The following is a 25,040-nucleotide window of genomic DNA, read 5'->3' on the forward strand; positions in this document are numbered from 1 at the left end:
ATTTTTTTACACGGACAGGAAAAGACTAAAAATTCAAACGCAGAAAAACGTTTTCCATTTTTCATGTTCACTCTTGTCATCATAAAAGCGTTAAATTTGTCATTAATGTTTTTTGTGTAAAAATAAATGCCATTGTTTTAATTGGTTTTTTTGTTTGTTTTTGTCGCTATTGCTGGCTTGGTGGCATCTTTTGGTGGTGGTTTTTCCTTTTCTTTCATGGGAGGGGGTTGCAAAGCGATTGAGTGCATAGATAATGGGCAATGTTGCTTTTTTATTGAATTTAGATGCATTTCTTCTGAGAAAAGACGTTGAAATGCTACTTTTTTTAAGTAGAATGCGCCCAATTTGCCAGAAATCTGCCGGGTTCGAGTCCTGTCCAAGACCGGAACCGAGCCCGCAACACCCAGGTAAATTGCTGAATTTAAAGCTAAATAACTGGAGGTTGTCTTGAATCACACTGCATTGCTAGTGCTGGAAGATGGAACTGTGTTCAAAGGCGTGTCGATAGGCGCCGAGGGATGTTCCGTTGGTGAAGTGGTTTTCAATACGTCGATGACGGGCTATCAGGAAATCCTCACCGATCCCTCTTATTCCCGTCAGATAGTCACCCTCACTTATCCCCATATAGGCAACACCGGCACCAACAGCGAAGATGAAGAGTCCAGTCAAATCCATGCTCAGGGATTGATCATCCGGGACCTTCCGATACTTGCCTCCAATTTCCGCAATCAGCAATCCCTCTCCGAATACCTCAAGTCTCACAACATCGTTGGCATCGCCGACATCGACACCCGTAAACTGACCCGCATCCTGCGCGAGAAAGGCGCTCAGGCTGGCTGCATTCTGGCCGGGAAACAGGTCGATGAAGCCTATGCCCTCGAACAGGCCCGCGCCTTCCCCGGTCTGAAGGGGATGGATCTGGCCAAAGAGGTGACGGTTGGTGAGGCGTACAACTGGACCGAAGGGAGCTGGCAGCTTGGCAAGGGGCACGTCACCCCGGATGCCGACCAGCTGAAATACCACGTGGTAGCCTATGACTTTGGCGTCAAGCGCAACATCCTGCGGATGCTGGTTGACCGTGGCTGCCGCCTGACCGTGGTGCCGGCCAAGACCCCGGCCGCCGAGGTACTGGCGATGAACCCGGATGGCATCTTCCTCTCCAACGGCCCCGGCGACCCCGAGCCGTGCGACTACGCCATCGAGGCCATCAAGGCTTTCCTTAATACCAACACGCCGGTGTTCGGCATCTGTCTGGGTCACCAGCTGCTGGGTCTGGCCTCCGGTGCCAAGACCGTCAAGATGAAGTTTGGCCACCACGGCGCCAACCATCCGGTGAAGAGCCTCGATGACAACACCGTCATGATCACCGCTCAGAACCACGGCTTTGCGGTAGACGAGAACAGCCTGCCGGATTGCCTGCGCGCCACCCACGTCTCCCTGTTCGATGGTTCCCTGCAAGGTATCCATCGCACCGACCGTCCGGCCTTCAGCTTCCAGGGACACCCCGAAGCGAGCCCGGGCCCGCACGACTGTGCCGGTCTTTTTGACCACTTTATTGAATTGATTAAGCAGTATCGCGCCTAAGAAATAGAGGAAAGAGTTTCATGCCAAAACGTAATGACCTTCAGAGCATCCTGATCCTCGGCGCCGGCCCCATCGTCATCGGCCAAGCCTGCGAATTTGACTACTCCGGCGCCCAGGCGTGCAAAGCCCTGCGCGAGGAGGGCTACCGCGTCATTCTGGTCAACTCCAACCCGGCCACCATCATGACCGACCCGGAGATGGCTGACGCCACCTACATCGAGCCCATCACCTGGGAAGTGGTGCGCGAAATCATCAAGAAAGAGCGCCCGGACGCCATCCTGCCCACCATGGGCGGCCAGACTGCGCTTAACTGCGCACTGGCGCTGGAGAAGCATGGCGTGCTGGCCGAGTTCGGTGTCGAGATGATCGGTGCCACCGCCGACGCCATCGACAAGGCCGAAGATCGCTCCCGCTTTGACAAGGCGATGCGCAGCATTGGCCTCGAGTGCCCGCGTGCCGGCATCGCCCACAACATGGAAGAGGCGTGGGGCGTGCAGCAGATGGTCGGCTTCCCCTGTATCATCCGTCCCTCCTTTACCATGGGCGGCTCGGGTGGCGGCATCGCCTACAACACCGAAGAGTTCGTCGAGATCTGCGAGCGCGGTCTGGACTTGTCGCCGACCAAAGAGCTGCTCATCGACGAGTCGCTGATCGGCTGGAAAGAGTACGAGATGGAAGTGGTGCGGGATCGCAACGACAACTGCATCATCGTCTGCGCCATCGAAAACTTCGACCCCATGGGTATCCACACCGGTGACTCCATCACGGTCGCGCCAGCCCAGACGCTGACCGACAAGGAGTACCAGCTGATGCGCAACGCCTCCATGGCGGTGCTGCGCGAGATCGGTGTCGAAACCGGCGGCTCCAACGTCCAGTTCGGTATCAACCCGAAAGATGGCCGCATGGTCATCATCGAGATGAACCCGCGGGTGTCGCGCTCCTCTGCGCTGGCTTCCAAGGCGACCGGTTTCCCCATCGCCAAGATCGCTGCCAAGCTCGCCATCGGTTACACCCTCGACGAGCTGATGAACGACATCACCGGCGGCCGTACTCCGGCCTCCTTCGAGCCGGCCATCGACTACGTGGTCACCAAGGTGCCGCGCTTCAACTTCGAAAAATTCGCCGGTGCCAACGATCGTCTGACGACCCAGATGAAGTCGGTTGGTGAAGTGATGGCCATCGGCCGCAACTTCCAGGAGTCCCTGCACAAGGCGCTGCGCAGCCTCGAAACCGGCAAAACCGGCTTCGACCCCATGGTTGACCTCAATGCTCCGGACTCCCTGACCCGCATCCGTCACGAGCTGCAGGACGCCGGTAGCGACCGTATCTTCTATATCGCCGATGCGTTCCGCGCCGGTCTCTCCATGGACGGCATCTTCAAGCTGACCAAGATTGACCCCTGGTTCCTGGTACAGATTGAAGATCTGGTGAAGCTGGAAGAAGAGGTGAAAGAGCGCGGCATGGCCGGTCTCGATGCCGACTTCCTGCGTGCCCTCAAGCGCAAAGGCTTTGCCGATGCCCGTCTGGCCAAGCTCCTCGGTGTGGCCGAAGGGGAAGTGCGGAAACTGCGCGCCCGCCACAACATCTTCCCGGTCTACAAGCGGGTTGATACCTGCGCCGCCGAGTTCGCCACCAACACCGCCTACATGTACTCCAGCTATGACGAGGAGTGCGAAGCGGCCCCGAGCAACCGCGACAAGATCATGATCATCGGCGGCGGCCCGAACCGTATCGGTCAGGGTATCGAGTTCGACTACTGCTGCGTGCATGCGGCGCTGGCCCTGCGCGAAGATGGTTACGAGACCATCATGGTCAACTGCAACCCGGAGACCGTCTCCACCGATTACGACACCTCGGATCGTCTCTACTTCGAGCCGGTGACTCTGGAAGATGTGCTGGAAATCGTGCGCATCGAAAAACCCAAGGGCGTCATCGTTCAGTACGGTGGCCAGACCCCGCTGAAACTGGCCCGTGCACTGGAAGCCAACGGCGTACCGATTATCGGTACCAGCCCGGATGCCATCGACCGCGCCGAAGACCGCGAGCGCTTCCAGTCTGCTGTCGAGCGCCTCGGCCTCAAGCAGCCGGAAAACGGCACCGTCACCGCACTGGAGCAGGCCGTGCTGCTGGCCGAGCGTATCACCTACCCGCTGGTGGTTCGCCCCTCCTACGTGCTGGGTGGCCGCGCCATGGAAATTGTCTATGACGAGCAGGATCTGCGTCGCTACTTCGCCGAGGCGGTGAGCGTCTCCAACGAATCGCCGGTACTGCTGGACCGCTTCCTGGACGATGCCACCGAGCTGGACGTGGATGCCATCTGCGACGGCACCGATGTAGTCATCGGCGGCATCATGGAGCACATCGAGCAGGCCGGTATCCACTCCGGTGACTCCGGTTGCTCCCTGCCTCCTTATACCTTGTCCAAAAAGATTCAGGACGAGATCCGCGAGCAGGTGCGCAAGCTGGCGCTGGAGCTCGGTGTTATCGGCCTGATGAACGTGCAGTTCGCGGTCAAGGGCGATGACATCTACCTCATCGAAGTGAACCCGCGTGCCGCCCGTACCGTGCCGTTTGTCTCCAAGGCGACCGGTGCTCCGCTGGCCAAGATTGCCGCCCGTGTGATGGCCGGTCAGAGCCTGAAAGAGCAGGGCTTTACCAAAGAGATCATCCCGCCCTACTACTCGGTGAAAGAGGTGGTGCTGCCGTTCGCCAAGTTCCCAGGGGTTGACCCGCTGCTGGGGCCGGAGATGCGCTCTACCGGTGAGGTAATGGGTGTGGGCAGCAGCTTTGCCGAGGCCTATGCCAAGGCGCAGCTGGGTGCCAACCACGCCGTACCGAAAGAGGGTCGTGCCCTCTTGTCAGTGCGTCACAGCGACAAGGCGCAGGTGGTTGACTTGGCTGCCAAGCTGCTGGAGCTGGGCTACGAGCTGGATGCCACTCACGGCACCGCGGTCGCGCTGGGTGAGGCGAGCATCAACCCGCGCCTGGTCAACAAGGTGCACGAAGGTCGCCCGCACATTCTCGACCGCATCAAGAATGGCGAGTACACCTACATCGTCAACACCGCCGAAGGGCGTGTGGCGATCCAGGACTCCAAGCAGCTGCGTCGCGCCGCCTTGCAGAACAAAGTGGCGTATACCACCACCATGAATGAGGCGTTTGCCACCTGCATGGCCATCAGCGTGGATGCCACCGCCAACGTCAACTCGGTGCAGGAGCTGCACCAGAAGGTGAAAAACCGCTAAGAGTTTGCAGCGGGCATCAGCCCGACTTGCCAGACGACCAACCCCCGCCAGCGATGGCGGGGGTTTCTTTTTATCTGTCGCTCACCGTCCGGCTTGGGCCGGGTGAGCCATTGAGGAAGGTCATGAGTTCCGCATCGCAGACAACGGATGGCGCGTGGGGTGGCAAAAGCTGGCAAGGGGAGGGGATGCTGCGAGCGCGGGTTTCAACTGCGGCAGGCAATCCTCTACAATGGCCCCACTTTGCTTGTCAGTGCAGTGCCAGCGGCGCTGCCTGTCGGGCCAACAAAAAATGGACATGCTTATGACCGCTTTGCCTTCCTGTCGTCTTCTTGCCTTCTGCTCTGCCTTGTTGCTGGCCGGTTGTGCCAGTGATCCCGCCTCCGCGCCTGCCAAAGAGGCGAGCGTGAGCAACCCCAAAACGCAGCCTGCCATGCAGCCGCGCAAACCGGCGGATATGAAGAGCCGCATCGTGCGCTTCTTGCCCCGTCAGGTGCCTGACAAACAGGGGTGGGCCAGCGACGTGGTGACGGCGCTCACCACCCAGGGGGTGACGGTCAATGATCACAACGTCTGTAGCGTGCTGGCGGTGGCGGAGCAGGAAGCCACTTATCAGGCCGATCCTGTAGTGCCGGGCCTTGGCAAGATCGCCTGGAAAGAGATCAACTCACGGGCAGCCAAGCTGCTGATCCCCGAATTTATGGTGCGGGCCGCGCTCTCCATCAACTCGCCTACCGGCAAGAGCTACGCCGAGCGGATCGACAAGTTGCGTACCGAGCGGGAGATGAGTGAAATCTTCGAAGATATGATCAGCATGCTGCCGATGGGCAAGACGCTGTTTGGCAACCTCAACCCGGTGCATACTGGTGGCCCGATGCAGGTGAGCATCGCCTTTGCCGAGGCCAACGCCCGTGGCTACCCCTATCCAATCGAGGATTCCATCCGCCACGAAGTCTTTACCCGTCGCGGCGGCATCTGGTTTGGCACCAAGCATATCTTCGGTTATCCCGCCGACTACCCGGATACCCTCTACCGCTTTGCCGATTTCAACGCCGGCTGGTACGCCAGTCGCAATGCCGCCTTTCAGGCCGCTGTCAGCCGTTTGAGTGGCAAAACTCTGGCGCTGGACGGGGATCTGATCCGCTATGACTCGGATCTGCCGGGTAACACCGAGCTTGCCGTCTACACCCTCGCCAACCGGGTCAATATGAGCAAACAGGCGATCCACCAGAGCCTGCGCAAAGGGGATACCGCCGCATTTGCCGAGACCGATCTCTACCATCGCATCTTTACCCTGGCCGACAAGCAAGCGGGCAAGAGATTGCCCCGCGCCATCCTGCCCGGCATTCAGCTAAAGAGCCCGAAAATTACCCGCAACCTCACCACCGCCTGGTTTGCCAAGCGGGTGGATGACAGAGAGCAGCGATGTGTGCGGCAGATGGCGACGATTCGGTAAGAAGCATCAAGGGCGGCCAATTGGCCGCCGAGTCTATAAATAGTGAGGAAATTAAGCTCGTATGGTGTATGGGATACTTACTCCAAAATGAATTACACGTTAGTTTACGTCATCATCAATAGGGTCAAATCTTGTGTGCCCATCAACATCAACATCTAGAGCTCGGTATAGCATCTTATGTATTTTTAGTTGTTGTGCTCTTTTAACCTCACCTCTTGATACTGAAGTTTGATCTAGGAAAGACCATATAAATGTACTAAGTGAACTCATTTTTATACCAATTGCCCCAACATGATAAAGGCAAATTAACATTCTATTTAGTACCTCAGTTAGTTTCGTTTCACCAGTAGTTTCTAAGTATTCCTTAGAAGAGATAACACATGGGTCATTATTGTTTTGTGCGCATAAATCAGAAATTACATTATCCAAACGAGGGCCGCTCAGTACAGACCGAGTAAATGTATGTGGCAGGCCTCTCAATATTTCTACAGTGTCATCGAATGATGGGTATATTTCTCCCCATTCCTCTTTAAGTGATTTGAGGCGTTTTTCTGAGTATTGAGCCTCTGCGGCATAGATTGCTCGCCAAGAAACGCAATCTCTACCGTATGCTGATTTAAAACATTCATTTATAAATTGTAAAACATCCCTTGGTCTATAGAGAGTCCTTTCTAGAATGAAGTCTGCAGATGTTTGATCTTTACCCTTCTTTGCTGTTGGAAATATATCATCAAATGATATTTGTTCTTTGGTATATTGCTTACGGAAAACCTCATTAATTCTTCTTTCAATTAGCTCTCGTAGCTCACCCTTATCCCAGTGAATTTGTAGTATATAAGATTCATATTTCTCTTCTTGGAATCCAGGGCTTCTCGTCATATCAAAGACTAAATCAAGAAGATCTTTACGCATAGCTGCGATAATTTTTACATTCTCTAATTTTCTAAAGGTTTTAATTTCCTCAATAAGTGCTCTTATGAATCTGCATCGAGTCTCAGTGTTGGCCCAGTGCTCATCCAGCTGATCTATAAGGATATAGAAGCGTTTTTGGGGGTCATTGAATGAATGAACAGATAAGAGCTCTAACATTTCATTAAGTTTTTTTATCTGTAGCCCGCTAACTATCTGACTTGCTCTTTGTTTTACTTCAATTTTTTCTTCATCACTTAATTTCTTGGCTCCTTGTAGACTTAAATTTACATTGTTGTACTTTGCGCCTAGAGTTGCCTTTGTATCATTCTCAAGTTTCTTTGTGATGACTTTTAAATGCTCATCAGTATCTAACCAAAATTTGTCCCCCCATTCTCTAAAATATGCAATCGCTTTGTTTTTAATTTCATCTTTTCTGAAAAAATTTGTTATATTGTCAAGGAAATTTCGATTATCCAAGTCATTCTTTATGTCATATCGAATTTTTAAGACCTCAACAATAAGAATGTGTCGCCATAGTAATCTATAAAAGAGATCTAGGTTTACACCAATTGCATTCATAAACTGAATAATGTCAGAGTATTCTAAAAATCTCACTGAGATGTCATTTGGGTCTATTTTTACATGTTTTTCTGTGGTTTGGGATATTTTATAAAGAATCGCGCTTTTACCCGCCCCAGTTCTACCTAAGATTATGGATTTAGGGCTGTGCACATCGCATAATTGTTCAATATATCCTTTATCTATAAAGCAAGAATCGAGAAGGTCTGTATCTGTTTCTGCATCTAAATCACCGATCTGTAGATTTTGTCTGATGATTATTTTATTGTTTATTTTCACTGTGTTCATCTTTTATACCTTGTATTAATAAACAATATTGCATGTAATATGTTAACTGGATGTTTTTGGTAAGATTTTTCTGCATTTAGGGTATCCACTGCATCCCCAAAACCGATTGCCTCGGTTATCCCCCCGTTTGGCGGTACGCAATACCATCGGGTTGCCGCATCTGGGGCATAGTGGATTTGCTTGGGTGAGCGATTCGGTGATGGTTGGCGCGGCGTTCACCACCTGATTGACCACAGGCATTGCAGCTACGGATAAAGGCGGGCGGGGAACCTCGCTGTGACGTGCTTTCAACTGCGCGACATGCTGTTTATGGGTCTGCCAATTGGCGGCCAGTCGTCCCCGCTGGATGGTGTCGATCACTCTGGTGACTTCGGCAGGGGTCAGCACCTGAGTGGTTTTACTCTTGATATAGCGAATAAGCCCGCGGTTCATCACGTTATCCGGCATGGGGGTTTTAAAGGTGCAGTCGCCAATAAAGTAGATAATCGAATGGAGCTGATGATCAGCAAGACCCAGCAAGGATTTGAGCGTCATCAGGTGCAGATAGTTTTGGCGCAGGGGATTTTGAAAGGTATGTCTGCGGCGATAGAGCTGCTGGGTCCAGCTCTTATGGGCCGGATTGCCAAATATCCACCCCTTGATGTTCTTGGTCTCGATCACAAACAGCCCGAAGCGCGAGACGATCACATGATCGATCTGGGTAGTACCCTGCGGGGTCGGTAGGGTCACGTTCTTGAGCAGATGGTACTCCCGCTTGTCGAGAAAGAGCCGGATACCCAGATTGATAAATGCCTCCCCGACCATCCCCTTGAACCTGGGCGTTTTGATCAGGGTGGCAATCAACAGCAGGGGCAGCAGATACCAGAGCTGGCCCAGCAGAACCGTAATAACGGGTGTGAAGTCCATTTCAACTCGCTTTGGAACGGGGCGATGAGGTGCCGAACTGAACCATCCTAACAATTTCATCAAAAGGAATATGTGACAGATTGCACTAACTCTGTGACAAGGCTGGATTTTTCGGGGCGGGCTGTGGTTGATGGTAAATCGCAGGTACAAAAAAGCCCCTTGGCGGGGCTTGGTGTCTGGCAAGGGCGGTGTCGGGATTATCAATCGAACAGGATGCGGCCGCTGGTGCCGGCATCGCTGTCTTTCCAACTGGCGCCGCTTTTGCGCAGGGTGTAAGTGATGGTCTCCTGCTTGAATTTCAGGTAGTCGCTGCCGCTGTGACTTGGTTTGACCTGATTGCCATCGATATAGGTTTCCCCTGTGGTATCGACATGAATTTCGGCCACGGTGCGGCCATCGTCAGTGACCGCTTTATAGTTGCCAGCCCACGGGCTCTCGTCGCCATACTGCACGGCCCCTTCCTGAGCGTGCGCTTGGGCATGGGTCTTGTGGCCATGATGGCTTTTGGCCACGGCGCAACCGGAGATACCGACCGCCAGCAGGCAACCGAGGGCGATATTGAGCAGAGTCTGTTTGGATTTCATCTTCATTTACCTGTATCAAATAATTGCAATGGATAAGGGGTGGAGCCCCCACGGTCGGTGTGGGCCCCGCTGAGCCGTGGCTCGAAATCAGTCCTGATTGATGCCAGAAATATGGCCGCGGGCGTCGGTGAGGCAGTGCCAGAGCCGGTCATGGGGCCCTTTGATATCAATCATCATCCCCGCTTGGGAGTCGGCCACATAGTCGAGGGTCAGTTTGCTGCGGCTGACGCCCGCTTTTCTGGCGACGGCGTTCATGCAGGCGTTCTCGGCAACCTTGGTTTGCGCAGTGCTGCCGTTGTAGGCACTGCTGCTGGCGTTCTCATCATCGCCGTCGTCATCGTTCTCATCGTCATTGAGCTGGCAGGCGCCGCTGTCGCCATTTTTGACAAAATAGGTAATGCCCCAGTCGCCATTTTTCACCATGGAGAGGGTGGTGCGCCCCTTGCTCGCCTCGTAGAAATTTGAATTCACTTTTTTAAGCGGAACTTGCTGGTTATTGATATAAGCCGTGCCATCTTCGACGCGAAGATTAATATGTCCAGGACAGCTGGCGGATAAATCAGGCACCCCTGCATATGCGGTTCCGGTCATGACCAATACAGAGAGAGCAAGCAGCGTTTTTTTCATCAGATAACCTCAAATCAACAAGGATCAGCAAGTGTGATGTCGTCAAAATAACGGTTGCTATACCTGAACGTTATTTCTGTGCTCATTGCACACCTGTTATCGGTAGCCCGCAGTCAGTCGTTTCAGTGCACCTCGTCCTGCCGGGATGACGCCAAATTTAGCAGTCGGGTGATGTAAGTAAAATAAAACAGGATTAATTGAGTTCATAAAATATGAAAAACTATAAATCATTTAAAACAATTGGTTAGGTGCATCTCAGGTCACTGGGTAAAAGATGGGGGACCTCCGGGTTGGTTCCTTATGGGTATCGGTAAAGTTGGCCATTGTGCTGCAATATCTGGAGTCGAGTATTTGCTCTGTTGCAAGCGGGTACAGGCTGGCGACATCACAGGGCAAATCAGCCATTGCGCGCCGTAAATACACAGACAAAAAACTCCAATATTTGGTGTGCGAGGGGGGAAACTAGCCTACCAGCAGGTAGATATTTTTACCTGATATGACTGGGTTGTGAGGCCTATGAAAGGGTCAGGATAAATAAACCCTCCGTCAATAGGGCGTGATTATCTGGAGTGTTACTGTGCTTTCCCTGAGGATTGCCCACTCGTGGCAGGAAAATATAATGACTTAGAAACTCATGGCCAACCCGATGGAATAACCGCTGGTGTTGTGGCTGAACATATAGCGGGCAACTAACCGGGTACGGGTGACTATGATGTCGTACTTGCTGCTATCCAGCTCCAGACCGGCGCCGATAGAGTTGAGGGAGTCAAAACCAAGCAACCCCCGCTGTTCCCCCAGATATGCGGTATGGGCCCCCTCCAGTACATAGCGCACCGGTCTGTCGAGCAGTGTCCAGTGGAACAGCGGGGCCCGGCGACGCAGATAGAGACCGAGGTTCTCCGCCTCGGCGTGACCACGGACGCTGGTCGAGGTACCGCCAAAGCTTTGCAGGTGTTGGTAGGAGTAGCGCACTTCGATATCGATATCCTGCGCCTTTGAAAAGAGCTCGTAGTCGAGCATCAGCGAGCCTCCCAGTCCGTACATATTGAGCTGCCCACCATCGAGAAAATCCAGCGAGTAGCCCTTGGTGCGCTCCAGCAGCCAGTTGCCGATCCGCAGATCGCTGGCCATGGTACCGAGCGAGACGTTGGCGATGGGGCGCAGCACCCAGTGGCCACCGCGCGGGTCTTCATGGAGGGCGATATCCCAGCCGATCCCGCCCGAAGCGGTCAGGCTGTTCCACTTGGTCGGGAGGGTGCGGCTCTCGGTGCCGTTGCTCACCACAAACTGGGGATCGTAGCGGCTAAAGCCGATCGCCCCTTCCAGATAGATGGGCACGGCTTCGCTCATGGTGGCGCCGCCACCGATCTGGGTCATGTTGAGGGCGGCAGACTGATTGGTGCCGCTGCCGATATCGAGGTTGCTGGCGGTGATGTCGGGCACCACGGTGAAGGTCATCAGCGAGAGCACCGCATTGGCGCGCTCCTGTGCCCACTCCTGATCCTGTGTTGCGGCCTTGACGGTGCTGCCGGATAGCGCCAGCAGCATTGGCAACAACATCTGCAATAAAGAGGAGCAAGAGCGGTGCATGAGTGTGGTTCCCGATAAGCGGCGTCTGATTGCCCTGGCTTTACTGTAGCGAGCTTCCTGCCGGTTGGCACGGAGCTAAGAGGGGGGAATAAGCGCCGCTTGCGGTCGGTTGCCGCTTGGGGGCAAGCCTTTGCCACACCAACGGCACACCTTTGCAGTTTGTCGCTAAAGCTTGGCCTCTTGCCGCCGATATCTCTTGTGAGATCGTGTGGAGGACAAGCAATTGAACGCTTGGGTGTTGGGGTTGGTCAGCATATCCGTGAGTATGCAGTTACAGGCTGGAGTCACCGAATTTGGTGCCGGTCTGGATCAATCCGTCTGGCGTTTGACCTCCGATACCCAGATTGAGTGTCGCCTCGAGCATCCTATTCCCAACTGGGGAACGGGGGCCTTTGTCAGCCGCGCCGGGCGCAAGATCAACCTCGACTTCGAGCTCAAGGGCAAGCGGCCGCAGGCCCAGACCCAGACGGTGAGCCTTGGCATCATGCCACCGGTATGGCGCCCGGGAATAGCCGGGCGAGAAGTGAGTCAACTGCGCTTCTATCAGCAGTTTGATGGACTGGTGGAGGGGCAGACTGCCTGGACCATGCTCGACGAGCTGGAGGGGGGGCGGATGCCGACCTTCCAGTATCGGGACTGGTATCGCCAGAACCGCGCGGTGCGAGTGTCGCTGTCGTCTGTCAACTTTCGGGTCAAATATCAAGCTTTTATCGACTGTCTGAGCGGGCTGTTGCCCTACAGCTTCAATGACATCGCCTTTAGCGTGCTCACCTATGATAAAAACAGCGATCAGCTCTCCATCCCCTCCAAGCGGCGGCTGGCGATGATTAGCGAGTTTATCAAGGCGGACAAGAGCATCGACGTGGTGGTGATCGATGCTTACAGCGACAGCTATGGCGGCCGCTGGCCGAACCTGAAACTCTCCGAGAAGCGGGCCGATGCCATCAAGAAGGTGTTTGTCGATCTGGGGATCGATCCCGGCAAGATCTCGGTGGAGGGGCATGGCGAGAAGCAGCACGTCGCCTCCAACGAAACCGAACAGGGTCGTGCCAAGAACCGGCGGGTGGTGATCAGCATGGGGCGCAATGGCGAGATCTAGCGCCGTCCCCAGTCAGAGAAGCATAAAAAAGAGCGCATCTGCGCTCTTTTTTGATCCTGCCATCCGGCAGTGGGATTAGGGCAGCTTAGAAGCTGTCACCCAGGCCAGTACCGGCATCTTTCTTGGCAATCAGTTCAATCTTGTAACCGTCCGGATCTTCGACGAAGGCGATGACGGTGGTACCCCCCTTGACCGGACCCGGTTCGCGGGTGATCTTGGCACCGGCGGCGCGCAGTGCATCGCAAGTGGCATAGATGTCGTCCGCTTCCAGCGCGATATGGCCGTAGGCTGAGCCCAGTTCGTACTCGCTCACCCCCCAGTTGTAGGTCAGCTCGATCACCGCTTCATCCTTCTCGTCACCGTAACCGACGAAAGCCAGGGTGTACTTGTACTCGCTGTTCTCGCTCTTGCGCAGCAGCTTCATGCCGAGAACGCGGGTGTAGAAGTCGATGGAGCGTTGCAGATCGCCGACACGCAGCATGGTATGCAGAATTCTCATTGCTCAGTTCTCCGGGTTGGTGATGTGTACTGCTTTCAATCTCGGTTGCGAGGCTATCAGCTTTCTGGATAGACCTTCTCTTTGTACTCGCAGAGGTCCTCGATGATACAGGAACCACTGCAGCGGATGTTTGCGAGCGAGACAGGTAGGACGGTTGTGGCGCCCAGTCATTCAGCTCTCTGGATAGACCTTCTCTTTGTATTCGCACAAGTCCTCGATGATACAGGAACCACAACGGGGCTTGCGAGCCAGACAGGTGTAACGCCCGTGCAGGATCAGCCAGTGGTGGACATCCAGCTTGAACTCGGCGGGCACCACTTTAAGCAGCTTCTCCTCCACCTGATCCACATTCTTGCCTACCGCAAAGCCGGTGCGGTTGGAGACCCGAAAGATATGGGTATCGACGGCGATGGTGGGCCAGCCAAAGGCGGTGTTGAGCACCACGTTGGCGGTCTTGCGGCCGACGCCGGGCAGGGCTTCCAGCGCTTCTCGGTTTTCCGGCACCTCGCCGCCGTGGCGCTCCAGCAAGATGGCGCAGGTCTTGATGACGTTCTCGGCCTTGGTGTTGAACAGGCCAATGGTCTTGATGTACTCCTTGAGCCCGTCCACCCCGAGATCCAGCATCGCCTGCGGGGTGTTGGCCACCGGATAGAGCTTGTCGGTCGCCTTGTTGACGCTGACATCGGTCGCCTGCGCCGAGAGCAGCACGGCGATCAGTAGCTCGAACGGCGAGTTGAAGTTGAGCTCTGTGGTGGGGTGGGGGTTGTTTTCCCGCAGCCGCTCGAGGATCTCTCTGCGTTTCTGGTTGTTCATGCCTTGCGTCCGATCATAGCTCGGTCGCCCGGACGCGGGCCGGGGCAACGTTGCAGTGGGCTACGGTAGCGGCCTGTTTGCGGTCCCGCCAGTCGTTGATGGCGTTCTTGGCGGCGATCAACAGCCCCAGCCCGATAAAACCGCCCGGCGGCAAAATCGCCAGCAGTAGGCTGGCATCGGCGTGGAACAGCTCGATGCGCAGGGATTTGGCCCACTCGCCCAGCAGCAGCTCGGCACCATCAAACAGGGTGCCCATGCCGATGATCTCGCGCATGCCGCCCAGTACCAGCAGCACCAGGGTAAAGCCAAGGCCCATCATCAGGCCATCGAGGGCCGCCAGCAGGGGCGGATTCTTGGAGGCATAGGCCTCGGCGCGGCCGATGATGACGCAGTTGGTGACGATGAGGGCGATAAAGATGCCGAGCGCCTGATAGAGGCCATAGGTGTAGGCGTTCATCAGCAACTGCACGCTGGTCACCAGCGAGGCGATGATCATCACATAAACCGGGATGCGAATATCCTTCGGCACCCAGTTGCGCACCAGCGAGACGGCGAGGTTGGAGCAGACCAGCACCGCCATGGTGGCAAGGCCGAGCCCCAGCGCATTGGTAAAGGTTGAGGAGACGGCGAGGGTCGGGCAGAGCCCCAGCACCTGCACCAGCGAGGGGTTGTTCTTCCACAGCCCCTGACTCATCAGCTCCTTGAGCTCGCCCTTGCGGCTTTCCAGCTCGGCGATCGGGGTTGCGCCCGTTTCAATCTGTTCCATCTGGTTCATGATGGCTCGACTCCGTTAGTTCGCCGCCGGACAAGCCGGGGCGTTGCTGAGCAGTTCGGGTTGCTCCTGCTGCAGTTTAAGCAGATTTTTCACCGCCTTGACCACGGCTCGCGGGGTGATGGTGGCGCCGGTAAAGGCATCGAACTCGCCGCCATCCTTCTTCACCGCCCACTGGGGCTCGTTGTCATGGGTCAGGAATTTTCCGGCAAAGCTGTTGATCCAGTCTGATTTCTTCAGATCGATCTTGTCACCAAGGCCCGGGGTCTCGTTGTGAGCGAGCACGCGTACGGCGGTGATGGTGCCCTTGGCATCAAAGCCCGCCACGATGCGGATCGCCCCGCTGTAACCATCCGGCGCGATCGCCTCCAGCGCATAGCCGGTCACCACGCCATTCTTGCTGGCGGTATAGAGTGCCTGCGGCTGATCACTGCCGAGATACTTTCTGCTGGTCACCTGCTTGCAGCTGGCCACCAGATCGTTGTCATAGCTCCCCTCCGGCAGCAATACCGAGAGGGTCTGCTGCTTCTCCAGCTGCTGCTGGTGGGCGATTTTATCCTTGGTCAACTCGTTGGTCAGTACCACCAGCGCGGTACAGCCCAGCGCAAACATCGCCAGAATAAGGCCGTTCTTGCGCATGCTCTTTAACATGTCCGGGCTCCGTCAGCTGTGATGGGGGAAAAGGGCAGAAACATCATTGGCGACGGGCTCCATACACTTTCGGGCGAGTCAGGCTGTCAATAAAGGGTACGCAAAGGTTGGCCAGCAGCACGGCGAAGGCGAACGCATCCGGATAGCCGCCAAAGCGGCGAATGATGTAGACCAGCACCCCGATCAGCACGCCATAGACCAGTCGGCCGCGCGGCGTGGTGCAGGCACTGACCGGATCGGTGGCGATAAAGAAGGCCCCCAGCATAGTCGCGCCGCTAAAGAGATGGAACATGGGCGTGGCAGTCGCATCCGGGCTTACCAGATAGCCGATGGTGGAGGCCGCCAGCAGGGCACCGAGAATCGCGGTGGGAATGCGCCAGTTGATCACTTTCTGTTGCAGCAGGAACAGGCCGCCCAGCAGGTAGCCGAGGTTGACCCAGCTCCAGCCGATGCCGCCCCAACCCTCGAACAGCGGGCCGCTCAGGATCTCGCCGGTGGTGAGCCCCTGAGTCAGGCCGGTTTTCAGGGTATCGAGGGGAGTTGCCATGGTGAGACCATCCACCCCCTGCTTGAGCTGGGCCATGCTGTAGCCGTCGAGACTAAAGCCGGTGAAGATCACCGACGCCGCATCACCAAAGCCGAGGCTGTAGGCGCGCACGCTCTCCGGCGGCAGCCAGCTGGTCATCTGCACCGGGAAGGAGACCAGCAGCAGCACATAGGCGACCATGGCCGGGTTGAACAGGTTCTGGCCCAATCCGCCGTAAAGGTGTTTGGCGACAATGATGGCAAAGGCCGTGCCCACCACCAGCATCCACCACGGCAGCAGCGGCGGCAGGGAGAGACCGATCAGCACGGCGGTGAGCGCCGCACTGCCATCCATCAGGGCAGGCTTGATGGCGCGGCCACGGAGCTTGAGCACCCGCGCCTCGCACAGCAGCGCAGTGACCAGCGCCAGCAGGATCTGGATAAAGGAGCCCCAGCCGAAGAACCAGGTCTGGGCCAGCAAGCCCGGCACGCAGGCCAGGATCACCAGCAGCATCAGGGTTCGGGTCTGTTTGCGGTTATGGGCAAACGGCGCAGTCGCAATATTGAACATGAGTCTGTCGATTACCTTGTGGTTGTTCGGTCGGCTGACGGTGCATCTTCAGCGGCGGTTTCGGCGGCTCTGGCTGCCTCGGCCGCCAGCTTCTTCGCCTTGGCGCGTGCCACGGCGGCTGCAATGGCCGCTTTTTTCGGATCAACCGGGGCATCAGCCGCAGGGGCGTTCGCTTCAGGCGCGGCAGCGACGGCAAGTGGTTGCTCACTGCTGGCTGCGTCGTTTTGCATCGGCTCAGCCGGTGCGCGCTCACCCTCAGCTCCGGCACTCTCTAACTGAGTACCGGCACTTTCTACCCCAGCACCGGCATTTTCTACCTCAGCACTGGTACTTGCGCCCTGCTGGGCCAGCTTTTTGGCCTTGGCACGGGCGATGGCAGCAGCAATTGCCGCCTTCTTGGGATCGACCGCTTCGCTTGCAGCTGTATCGTTCTGGCTGGTGGTCACTTCGCTCTTGGCTACCGCCACGTCGCGGGTCTCCGCGCTGGCAGCTGGCGCACTCTGCGCACCTTCAGCACCGGCATTTTCTACCTCAGCACTGGTACTTGCGCCCTGCTGGGCCAGCTTTTTGGCCTTGGCGCGGGCAATGGCAGCAGCGATAGCGGCTTTCTTGGGATCGACCGCTTCGCTGGCCGCAGATGGCACAGTGCTTTGGGTTGCAGCGGATTCGCTGGTGCCAGCATTTGCGGTCAGGTTGCCCTCAGCGCTGTCGCCCTGCTGCGCCAGCTTTTTGGCCTTGGCACGAGCGATGGCAGCAGCAATTGCAGCTTTCTTGGGATCTGCGGGTGCATCGCTTTGGGTGTCAGCGTCGGTTGTTGCGCTGTTGGCTGCGCTTACCGGCTCGCCACTGGCCTCGGCCTTTTTGGCTTTGGCACGGGCAATGGCGGCGGCAATTGCTGCCTTTTTCGGATCAACCTCTGCTTTTTGCTGATCAGCATCTACCGCAGGCGCAGCAACGGCTTCGGCAGCCACAGGCTCGGCGCTATCGCCAGCCTGAGCGGCTTTCTTGGCCTTGGCGCGCGCCAGTGCGGCGGCGATGGCTGCTTTCTTTGGATCGCTGGCGGGGTCCACCGCCTCGGCGGGTTGCGCCGCAGCGGCTGTTTCGCTGTTTGCGCTCTCTGCCAGCTTGGCGGCACGGCGCGCTTCCGCTTGCCGTTTGCGGGCTTCGCGGGCGGCAATCACCGCGCTGTTGTCGGGCAAGCCCTCGGCGGTGGCGGCAATGGCTGTGATGGGCGCATCCTGCTTGGCCTTGATACGGGCCAGGGCGGCCGCCACCGGATCTTCCCCGCCTGCGGCCGTCATGGTCTGGCGGCGCTGGGCGGCGGCTTCGGCGTGGCGCGCTTCGCGGGCTGCTTTTTCCCGCTCGAAACGGGCCTGCTTGGCCTCGAAACGCTGCTTGGCTCGTTCGGCTTTTTCGGCCTCGGCACGGGCTTCGCGAATGTCGTCTTTGGCGATCTTGTAGTACTGCACCAGCGGGATCTCGCTCGGGCAGACCCAGGCGCAGGCGCCGCACTCGATGCAGTCCATCAGGTTGAGCTTCTCGGCCTTGTCATACTCCTTGGCCCGACTGTACCAGTAGAGCTCTTGCGGCAGCAGAGTGGCCGGGCAGGCATCGGCACAGGCGCTGCAACGGATGCAGGGCTGCTCCGGGCCGGGGGCGGGCAGTTCGGCCTGCGTCGGCGCCAGCAGGCAGTTGGTGGCCTTGACCACTGGCACCATGGCGTGGGGCAGGGTAAAGCCCATCATGGGGCCACCCATGATCACCCGCTGCTCCGCTTCCGGTTGCAGCTCGAAACGCTGCAGCAGCCAGCGCACCGGCGTACCGAGGCGCACCCAAGCGTTGCCGGGTTTCTTGAAGCTGTCGCCGGTGAGGGTGACGATCCGCTCGATCAGCGGCTCGCCGTCGATAATGGCGCGCTTGATGGCAAACACGGTGGCGACGTTGAGCACCATGATGCCGATATCGACCGCGCGGCCCCCCTTGGGTACCTGACGGCCGGTCAGCAGCTCGATGGTTTGCTTGGCACCGCCCGAGGGGTACTTGGTCGGCACCGTCTTGACCAGCACATCTTCGTCGGTGGCGTGACGGGTCAGTTGCTCGATCGCCTCGGGCTTGTTGTCTTCCACCCCGATCAGGGTTAGTTTCGGTTTGAGCAGGTGCTTGAGCACCCGGATGCCATCCATGATCTCGTCGGCATACTGCTGCATCAACCGATCGTCGGTGGTGATATAGGGTTCGCACTCCAGCCCGTTGACGATCAGGATCTCGGTGAGCTGGCCGCGGCCGTCGAGCTTGCTGTGGGTCGGGAACACGGCGCCGCCAAGGCCCGCTACCCCCGCCTGCTGAATGCGCTCGAGCAGCTCGCCCCGCTCCAGATTCCAGTAATCGGCTTTGCCGTTACGCTCGCCCCACTCATCCTCCCCATCCGGGGTGAGAATGACACAGAGATCGCCGAGCCCGGAGGGGTGGGCAACCGTGTGGTTGCCAATCTCGGTGATGGTGCCGGAGGTGGAGGCATGGACAGGGACGACCCGCCCCTTGGCATAACGGGTCAGCGGCTGCCCTTTTTTGACCTTGTCGCCCACCTGCACCAGCAGATCGCCGGCGGGGCCTGCGTGCTGGCGCAGCGGAATGATGAGGCGCGGCGGCAGACCGGCGTCCACCACCGGGCTCTGGCTTGATTGCAGCTTGTTGTCGGCGGGGTGAATGCCACCGTGAAAGTCCCAGAGCGTGCCGGCTTTGATACGTTCGAGTAAGGAATGCATGGTTGCTCCGCTGTTTATTCCACTATCTTGACCGGAATCTTGCCCGGAACATGCACGTTATTGAGATCCCACTTCCAGTTATCGACCGTGGTGGGCACCGGGATCATCTCGATGCAGTCGGTCGGGCAGGGATCAACACAGAGATCGCAACCGGTGCACTCGTTGGCAATCACGGTATGCATCGCCTTGGTGGCGCCGACAATGGCATCCACCGGGCAGGCCTGAATGCACTTGGTGCAGCCGATGCACTGATCTTCGTGGATAAAGGCGACCTTCTTGACCGGCACGGCGGCCTCGTCACTGCCCCCCAGCGGCTGGGGCTCGACCCCCATCAGATCGGCAATCTTGCGCATGGTGGCCTCGCCACCGGGTACGCACTTGTTGATCTGATCGCCGTTGGCGAGCGCCTCGGCGTAGGGTTTGCAGCCGGGATAGCCGCACTGGCCACACTGGGTCTGGGGCAGCAGGGCATCGAGCTGATCGACGATGGGGTCTGCTTCCACATGAAACTTGACGGCGGCAAAGCCCAGGATAATCCCGAACGCCAGCGCCAGCAGGGTGAGCACCAGAATGGCAAAGAGAATATGGATCATGGTTATATCTTGATAAGGCCGGTAAAGCCCATAAAGGCCAGCGACATCAGACCGGCGGTGATCATGGCAATCGACACCCCGCGAAATGGGGCGGGCACATCGGCGGCGACCAGACGCTCGCGCATGGCGGCGAACAGGATCAACACCAGCGAGAAGCCGGTGGCGGCGCCAAAGCCGTAGATCACGCTCTGGATAAAGTCGTGTCGCTCATTGATGCTGAGCAGCGCCACCCCGAGCACCGCACAGTTGGTGGTGATGAGCGGCAGGAAGATCCCCAGCAGGCGATAGAGGGTCGGGCTGCTCTTGCGCACCACCATCTCGGTAAACTGCACCACCACGGCGATCACCAGAATAAAGGCGAGGGTGCGCAGATAGGCGATATCCAGCGGCAGCAGGATATAGTGCTCCACCAGATAGGAGCTGGCACTGGCGAGGGTCATCACGAAGGTGGTCGCCAGCCCCATGCCGATGGCGGTTTCCAGCTTGCCGGAGACTCCCATAAAGGGGCAGAGGCCGAGGAATTTCACCAGCACGAAGTTGTTAACCAGCACGGTGCCGATCAATAAAAGCAGGTACTCAGTCATCAATTACCGTCACTGAAAGTCGGGTTATCGGGGGTTGAAGGCGGGCGGTATTATCTGACGTTAGGGCCAGTTAAACAACCGCAAGGCCGCATGGTTATTATGCAACTGGATAATTTAGCCGGGGTTTTGGGCGAGATTGCGGATGGTTGTTTGGCGGCTTTGCCAGCATCTTGGCTGGCAAAGCCAGGATAGCAGTCAGGTGTTCAGGCTGGATGCGTGCGCAATAATTCCCCGTAATAATCCGGCAGTGCCGAAAATCCGGTCAATTCGCCTTGCAATTCTGCCAGTCTGGTCAGTCTCATGGCTGCTCTGAAACTTGACGCATCCAGCTGTGTCAGAGGGTGGCGCAATGAAATAGAGGGCCCCAGCTCCAGCAACCAGTAAGGATTCACATTCCCCTCGGCCAGCGGTGTACCTGTCTGCTCTTCGTTCAGTTGTTCCCTTCGCAGCTTCCGGCATGTCAGCACAGGCCAGACACGGGTTACCTCACGCATCAGGCCATCGGCCGCAAGGGTCGCTATGGCCAGATAGCTGATCTCGTTCATCAGCTGATCATCATAACGAGTGGCAATGGTTTCGGCAGGGGTGTGATACCAGCGGGCAGAACCATCACGAAATGCATCGAAGTAGCTCGCCGGGCGGCTGTTTTCCAGTGCGGTCGGAATGATCAGGGTGAGATCATGGTGGCGGACCTGCTGCATCCCCAGGGTGGCAATCCGGCTGGGCTCTTCCAGATAGAAGTGGCCCGAGCGGATGGCTGGATAGCGAAACTCTTCCCCCGATTTACCCAGCTTTTGCTCAAGGAAGGTTTGCAGCCAGCAAGAGCCGCTGTGATCCTCTGCTGGCAACAGGGCAAAGGCACCGATACCAATCCGGTCGATCTCCTCCTGATAGGGATTTTTCGTTCCGGGTTGCTGGTTCATAAAGCCCGGATAGAGCGCAAAAGCGCCAAAGGTGGGGCGGCTTGGTATCGGGTCATCCTGTTGCTGATAGAGCAGGGCATCCCGATAACGGTGCATCTGGTTGATAGCATCATCGGGCACCCTGTCTCTCGGGTCATCGAGAGTTCCATTATCGACCCGGTACTTGGCATCAAACAGCCAGATAAAAGTGTCGCCACTGCCAGTGCTGGCTTCGATCAGAATGTCCGGCTTCTGGGGAACCAGCAGGGAGTGAACCGGCCTGTTGGTCTTGTGAAATCTCGGTTCATGGGCCAGCTTGAGCCTTACACCGTCTGCTGTACGAAGGTACTCCCAGCAGTACTTCATCCCCTCGGCCAGCCGGGTATCCCAGCCATCGCGGGTGAAGTTAAATGCAGGTGTTTTCACCTCGGTAAATCCCAGCGTCAGGATAATCCGGCGCACCTCGATCACGCACCAGAGCTCGTAGAGCTGATCCATGCTGCGCACGCCGGCCACGGCATCATTTCCCAACGCATCGAGATAGAGGCGCAGTTGCTGCCAGACCCGGTAAACCGTGCTATAGCCGCTCTTTTGCTGTAGTACCAGAGACTCGCGTTGTAACACCGCCGCCGGACCTATCTCCTGCATCAGGGGGTGAGCCAGCGCCTGATCCAGCGGTTTGCTCCACGCCTTCAGACGGTCAAAAAAGGCCCTTGACAGCAGGGTGCGATCACCCTGTTGGGTCAGCTGTTGCAGCATCCTTCCGGTGCGCTCCAGCACAAACTTGATAAAGCGGTTTTCTGGGGTATCCGTGGTCAGTTGTTTACGTTCCACCCGGTATCTGCGCTCGATACCGTTATCCAGATCCTGGCGGATCTGTTCGGCCTGCTTCGGGCGTGGAGGGCGCTTCATTCTGGCGGCCAGCAGATATTCGGTCTTGCTTTGCAGCCTGCTGTGGGGCGCATTGATGATCTGGCGGATCCCCCGCTCAAGGTCCTTGTGCAGGGCTTCGAAATGGGCAAGCCAGAGCAGGGGGAACGGTTCGGCCTTGCGCTGGCTGCGGCCCCCTTGCTGACTGGTTGCGCTGTTCAGGGTAAAACGCCAGTAGGGGTACTGCTCATCCAGCACCCGATGGATCAGCGGCACATCCCGGCGGATATCCAGCTTGACCGGATAGACCTCGAACCAGAGCGTCAGCTGAATGCGAGCAGCTTTTCCTGCAGCCGATTTCGGCTGATAAGAGAAGGGGAGTGCAAGTGTGCCTACATCGTTGCCGGTATTGAATCCCCCCAGCATCTCCTGCGATCCATGCCTGCTTTTGAAGCGAAACGACTCGCAGATCCGCTGCAGATGATGCTCCAGCCGCGGCGCATCACTTCCCTCGCTAACGCCGTGAAGAAACTCCCATTCGAATTCGTAAAAGCAGTTCTCAAACAACAGGGGGGTTGGCAGTACCAGAGTGGAGAGCGCCTGATCATCAGGCAGCTCCAGCGGGCAACCATCAGCTTCAGCCAGAGTGATGGAAAGGGGCTGCGAGAAGCGCACAACTGGCGGTTCGTATCTGCCCGGGCTCGCTGGCAGGCCCGCGTTGCCGATCACCTGTTGATGATGGACGCGGGTAGCTTGTAACTGCCGATAACGATCCCCGACCGTCTTCTCATTGGCATAGATCCGCAAAATCCAGTCACGGCTCTGCAGGGTAAACAGGCACTCCATCAAAACCCCCTTACGGCCAGAAGCTGGTAAAGCACTGCCGTGTCAGCCGCTCTTTCATCCAGGCCAGTTTCTTCTTGCTGCGGCAGGGGACGTACGGCGGTTCTGCGGGGGCGGAATCTTCACCGGCGGCAGCCACCTTGCGGTTAAACAGGTCAGGGCGTGTGTTATCCCAGTGACTACCAAATTGTTCTGCCAGCACCTTTTCCAGGTCTGTCAGCAGGTCGCCATCAGCCGTCAGATGGCTGCGCAACTTGTCGCTATCCCCCTCAATGCGCGGCAATACCTTGCACATCATAAAGTCATCCCAGATGGCGACCAGTTCTGCGGTATTGGCAGGGTGATGGGCCAGCAGGGCTAGCATCAGCTCGTTCAGGGCGCGATAGGCCAGTTCGAACGGGCTCTGTTGCAGCACCTCGTTGACTGCCTTCAGGAAGGCGACGCTCTCTTTACTGTATTGTTCCAGAGTGGAGACTTCAGTAATGGCGCGTCCGTCTGACCAGGTCGGATAACCCAGCAGTTTTGGCTGCAATGCCGGTGCAAAGTAGGCATCGAAATCGTTGGGGAAGAACTCGTTAAAGTCGAAGGTGAGGGCTCTGTCGATCACCTTGCGGGAAAAGCCGTGGGTGGTCTCGTCCATATTGACGGTACCGGCCACCATCAGGTTGAAGGGGATAGCGATACCGTGCTGGCAGAAGTAGTTCCAGATTTCTTTTTGCAAGCCATCACTCAAATCCAGACCCAGCTGTTTTGCCAGTTTGTTACGTGCAGTATCGTCTAGCAGTGCTAGTACATCAGGCTTAAGCAGGGGATCGCATTCGTACACGTATTCGTAGTCAGCGCCTTCATGTTTGTTATATTCAGCCAGTTCTGATGGGGTATACCAGTGGCGAGTCTCCAGCACCGAAAGATAGTCGGCGAAATATTGCTCAACTGGAGCTAGGTTCATCTCATCTAGGCAGAGCCAAAATGGAGCTATTTGCTCAAGATTTTTCCCTTCCCAGTCAAGATTTACTTCACCATCTATTTCGTTCTGGTGAATAGTCTCGATAATATGGCACCAAGCTTTAACGATAAATATCAATACTGGAGTTGGAATATACTCCGCTTTACCTCCAAGCCTTGAAGTATAGCCAAGCAAATCGGATGGTTCGTGCCAGTCTGGTCGTACGGGGACTAGGCAATAGTTTTTTAAACTAGAGTAATGTTCAATTTGCTCTCGTATAAAACGAGTTTTTCCTGTACCAGAAATACCGGCGAAGAGTAAAAAAGGTTTATATAGTGGTGAGAGGTCTGGATTATGTGATATTGTTTTTCTAGCTGTCGTTGATTTCTTGTTTATGTTTTTTTTGTGAGTTAATTTGGTTAGTTTTTCTATAGTTGTGACTAACGACTCATTTGTTATAGATATATAGTTGTCGTTATTGTAATTAATGTTATTCGCCCAGCATATGACTTTTGATAAAGTACAAAAAACAGGCTTTGTTTGTACTGTTATTAAAGATTTTAGTGAAACATCCTTGAAGTACAGGCTTGCATCTCGCCACTCTGTTTCATTATATCTCTGTAGAGTCTGAAAATGCGGTAGATTATCCTTAATATCTTCTAAACCAGAGATTATAGAATCAAAAGATAGTGCAAACTCTTTAATTTCACCCCGTTTGCCACTATTTTTCAACCTAAGATATCCAGCACTGTCTCCAGTGCTGGCCATAAACGAAGTTGAGGATATATTCAAAGAATCTAGATATTCACCAAGTTGTTGATATAGCATCTCTATTGGAT

General features: G+C 56.3%; 20 protein-coding genes. 4 read left to right on the forward strand and 16 right to left on the reverse strand.

All coding sequences use genetic code 11. The features are described from left to right. Window positions 1-102: 102 nt before the first annotated feature. A complete protein-coding gene (locus tag AB5Y83_RS19110) occupies window positions 103-456 on the reverse strand; it encodes a hypothetical protein (RefSeq protein WP_368175766.1) in 354 nt (117 codons plus the stop codon). On the opposite strand from AB5Y83_RS19110, the gene carA reads away from it, so the two are divergent. The 3 genes from carA to AB5Y83_RS19125 all read left to right on the forward strand — a co-directional run bounded on the left by carA (window position 448) and on the right by AB5Y83_RS19125 (window position 6,282). Next, window positions 448-1,584: a glutamine-hydrolyzing carbamoyl-phosphate synthase small subunit gene (gene carA / locus AB5Y83_RS19115; protein ID WP_005337628.1), complete on the forward strand. Its 1,137-nt coding sequence runs from the start codon at window positions 448-450 to the stop codon at window positions 1,582-1,584. The genes AB5Y83_RS19110 and carA overlap by 9 nt on opposite strands. Before the next feature lie 20 nt (window positions 1,585-1,604). Beyond that, a complete protein-coding gene (carB, locus tag AB5Y83_RS19120; RefSeq protein ID WP_368175767.1) occupies window positions 1,605-4,829 on the forward strand; it encodes a carbamoyl-phosphate synthase large subunit in 3,225 nt (1,074 codons plus the stop codon). 301 nt (window positions 4,830-5,130) lie between these two features. Next, window positions 5,131-6,282: a DUF1615 domain-containing protein gene (locus tag AB5Y83_RS19125; RefSeq protein ID WP_368175768.1), complete on the forward strand. Its 1,152-nt coding sequence runs from the start codon at window positions 5,131-5,133 to the stop codon at window positions 6,280-6,282. A 99-nt stretch (window positions 6,283-6,381) separates the two neighbouring features. On the opposite strand, the gene AB5Y83_RS19130 is transcribed toward AB5Y83_RS19125, so the two are convergent. The 5 genes from AB5Y83_RS19130 to AB5Y83_RS19150 form a co-directional block, all read right to left on the reverse strand. Next, on the reverse strand, window positions 6,382-8,061 hold the full coding sequence (locus AB5Y83_RS19130) for a DNA repair protein (RefSeq protein ID WP_042057736.1): 1,680 nt from the start codon (window positions 8,059-8,061) through the stop codon (window positions 6,382-6,384). 42 nt (window positions 8,062-8,103) lie between these two features. Then, on the reverse strand, window positions 8,104-8,967 hold the full coding sequence (locus tag AB5Y83_RS19135; RefSeq protein WP_042057734.1) for a nuclease-related domain-containing protein: 864 nt from the start codon (window positions 8,965-8,967) through the stop codon (window positions 8,104-8,106). Between the two features lie 200 nt (window positions 8,968-9,167). Then, entirely contained in the window at window positions 9,168-9,551 is a 384-nt protein-coding gene (locus tag AB5Y83_RS19140; protein ID WP_236297735.1) for a hypothetical protein, read from the reverse strand. Window positions 9,552-9,638: 87 nt separating this feature from the next. Continuing rightward, window positions 9,639-10,178 (reverse strand): hypothetical protein, encoded by a 540-nt coding sequence (locus AB5Y83_RS19145; RefSeq protein WP_042057730.1) that lies wholly within the window; start codon window positions 10,176-10,178, stop codon window positions 9,639-9,641. A 624-nt stretch (window positions 10,179-10,802) separates the two neighbouring features. Next, window positions 10,803-11,768, reverse strand: coding sequence for an autotransporter domain-containing protein (locus tag AB5Y83_RS19150; RefSeq protein WP_100646196.1), 966 nt, complete (start codon window positions 11,766-11,768; stop codon window positions 10,803-10,805). A gap of 223 nt (window positions 11,769-11,991) precedes the next feature. On the opposite strand from AB5Y83_RS19150, the gene AB5Y83_RS19155 reads away from it, so the two are divergent. Further along, entirely contained in the window at window positions 11,992-12,867 is an 876-nt protein-coding gene (locus tag AB5Y83_RS19155) for an OmpA family protein (RefSeq protein WP_005337611.1), read from the forward strand. 85 nt (window positions 12,868-12,952) lie between these two features. Here AB5Y83_RS19155 and gloA read toward each other — a convergent pair whose 3' ends face one another. The 10 genes from gloA to AB5Y83_RS19205 form a co-directional block, all read right to left on the reverse strand. Then, a complete protein-coding gene (gloA, locus tag AB5Y83_RS19160) occupies window positions 12,953-13,366 on the reverse strand; it encodes a lactoylglutathione lyase (RefSeq protein ID WP_005347113.1) in 414 nt (137 codons plus the stop codon). A 171-nt stretch (window positions 13,367-13,537) separates the two neighbouring features. Then, a complete protein-coding gene (gene nth / locus AB5Y83_RS19165) occupies window positions 13,538-14,179 on the reverse strand; it encodes an endonuclease III (protein ID WP_005337609.1) in 642 nt (213 codons plus the stop codon). A 13-nt stretch (window positions 14,180-14,192) separates the two neighbouring features. Then, window positions 14,193-14,945, reverse strand: coding sequence for an electron transport complex subunit E (locus tag AB5Y83_RS19170; protein WP_040067956.1), 753 nt, complete (start codon window positions 14,943-14,945; stop codon window positions 14,193-14,195). A gap of 24 nt (window positions 14,946-14,969) precedes the next feature. Further along, entirely contained in the window at window positions 14,970-15,602 is a 633-nt protein-coding gene (gene rsxG / locus AB5Y83_RS19175) for an electron transport complex subunit RsxG (RefSeq protein ID WP_368175769.1), read from the reverse strand. Window positions 15,603-15,645: 43 nt separating this feature from the next. Further along, complete coding sequence (gene rsxD / locus AB5Y83_RS19180) at window positions 15,646-16,698, reverse strand: electron transport complex subunit RsxD (protein ID WP_368175770.1); 1,053 nt, start codon at window positions 16,696-16,698, stop codon at window positions 15,646-15,648. 11 nt (window positions 16,699-16,709) lie between these two features. Beyond that, window positions 16,710-19,463: an electron transport complex subunit RsxC gene (gene rsxC, locus AB5Y83_RS19185; RefSeq protein WP_368175771.1), complete on the reverse strand. Its 2,754-nt coding sequence runs from the start codon at window positions 19,461-19,463 to the stop codon at window positions 16,710-16,712. Between the two features lie 14 nt (window positions 19,464-19,477). Beyond that, window positions 19,478-20,056 carry an electron transport complex subunit RsxB gene (gene rsxB, locus AB5Y83_RS19190; RefSeq protein WP_005350799.1) on the reverse strand — a complete coding sequence of 193 codons (579 nt, stop codon included), beginning with the start codon at window positions 20,054-20,056 and terminating at the stop codon, window positions 19,478-19,480. A gap of 2 nt (window positions 20,057-20,058) precedes the next feature. Continuing rightward, window positions 20,059-20,640: an electron transport complex subunit RsxA gene (gene rsxA, locus AB5Y83_RS19195; RefSeq protein ID WP_005337600.1), complete on the reverse strand. Its 582-nt coding sequence runs from the start codon at window positions 20,638-20,640 to the stop codon at window positions 20,059-20,061. Window positions 20,641-20,843: 203 nt separating this feature from the next. After that, window positions 20,844-23,258: a DUF2357 domain-containing protein gene (locus AB5Y83_RS19200; RefSeq protein WP_368175772.1), complete on the reverse strand. Its 2,415-nt coding sequence runs from the start codon at window positions 23,256-23,258 to the stop codon at window positions 20,844-20,846. Between the two features lie 10 nt (window positions 23,259-23,268). After that, on the reverse strand, window positions 23,269-25,029 hold the full coding sequence (locus AB5Y83_RS19205; protein WP_368175773.1) for an McrB family protein: 1,761 nt from the start codon (window positions 25,027-25,029) through the stop codon (window positions 23,269-23,271). Window positions 25,030-25,040 lie beyond the last annotated feature (11 nt).

The organism is Aeromonas sp. R5-4, assembly GCF_040908215.1.
GTDB lineage: Bacteria > Pseudomonadota > Gammaproteobacteria > Enterobacterales > Aeromonadaceae > Aeromonas > Aeromonas veronii.

Coding starts and splice junctions, on each gene's coding strand:
- rsxC (WP_368175771.1), bottom strand. CDS start 19,463: ATGCATTCCTTACTCGAACGTATCAAAGCCGGCACGCTCTGGGACTTT.
- AB5Y83_RS19135 (WP_042057734.1), bottom strand. CDS start 8,967: ATGGACTTCACACCCGTTATTACGGTTCTGCTGGGCCAGCTCTGGTAT.
- AB5Y83_RS19130 (WP_042057736.1), bottom strand. CDS start 8,061: ATGAACACAGTGAAAATAAACAATAAAATAATCATCAGACAAAATCTA.
- gloA (WP_005347113.1), bottom strand. CDS start 13,366: ATGAGAATTCTGCATACCATGCTGCGTGTCGGCGATCTGCAACGCTCC.
- AB5Y83_RS19170 (WP_040067956.1), bottom strand. CDS start 14,945: ATGGAACAGATTGAAACGGGCGCAACCCCGATCGCCGAGCTGGAAAGC.
- AB5Y83_RS19145 (WP_042057730.1), bottom strand. CDS start 10,178: ATGAAAAAAACGCTGCTTGCTCTCTCTGTATTGGTCATGACCGGAACC.
- rsxG (WP_368175769.1), bottom strand. CDS start 15,602: ATGTTAAAGAGCATGCGCAAGAACGGCCTTATTCTGGCGATGTTTGCG.
- AB5Y83_RS19200 (WP_368175772.1), bottom strand. CDS start 23,258: ATGGAGTGCCTGTTTACCCTGCAGAGCCGTGACTGGATTTTGCGGATC.
- rsxD (WP_368175770.1), bottom strand. CDS start 16,698: ATGTTCAATATTGCGACTGCGCCGTTTGCCCATAACCGCAAACAGACC.
- rsxB (WP_005350799.1), bottom strand. CDS start 20,056: ATGATCCATATTCTCTTTGCCATTCTGGTGCTCACCCTGCTGGCGCTG.
- nth (WP_005337609.1), bottom strand. CDS start 14,179: ATGAACAACCAGAAACGCAGAGAGATCCTCGAGCGGCTGCGGGAAAAC.
- AB5Y83_RS19205 (WP_368175773.1), bottom strand. CDS start 25,029: ATGCTATATCAACAACTTGGTGAATATCTAGATTCTTTGAATATATCC.
- AB5Y83_RS19150 (WP_100646196.1), bottom strand. CDS start 11,768: ATGCACCGCTCTTGCTCCTCTTTATTGCAGATGTTGTTGCCAATGCTG.
- rsxA (WP_005337600.1), bottom strand. CDS start 20,640: ATGACTGAGTACCTGCTTTTATTGATCGGCACCGTGCTGGTTAACAAC.
- AB5Y83_RS19125 (WP_368175768.1), top strand. CDS start 5,131: ATGACCGCTTTGCCTTCCTGTCGTCTTCTTGCCTTCTGCTCTGCCTTG.
- AB5Y83_RS19140 (WP_236297735.1), bottom strand. CDS start 9,551: ATGAAATCCAAACAGACTCTGCTCAATATCGCCCTCGGTTGCCTGCTG.
- carB (WP_368175767.1), top strand. CDS start 1,605: ATGCCAAAACGTAATGACCTTCAGAGCATCCTGATCCTCGGCGCCGGC.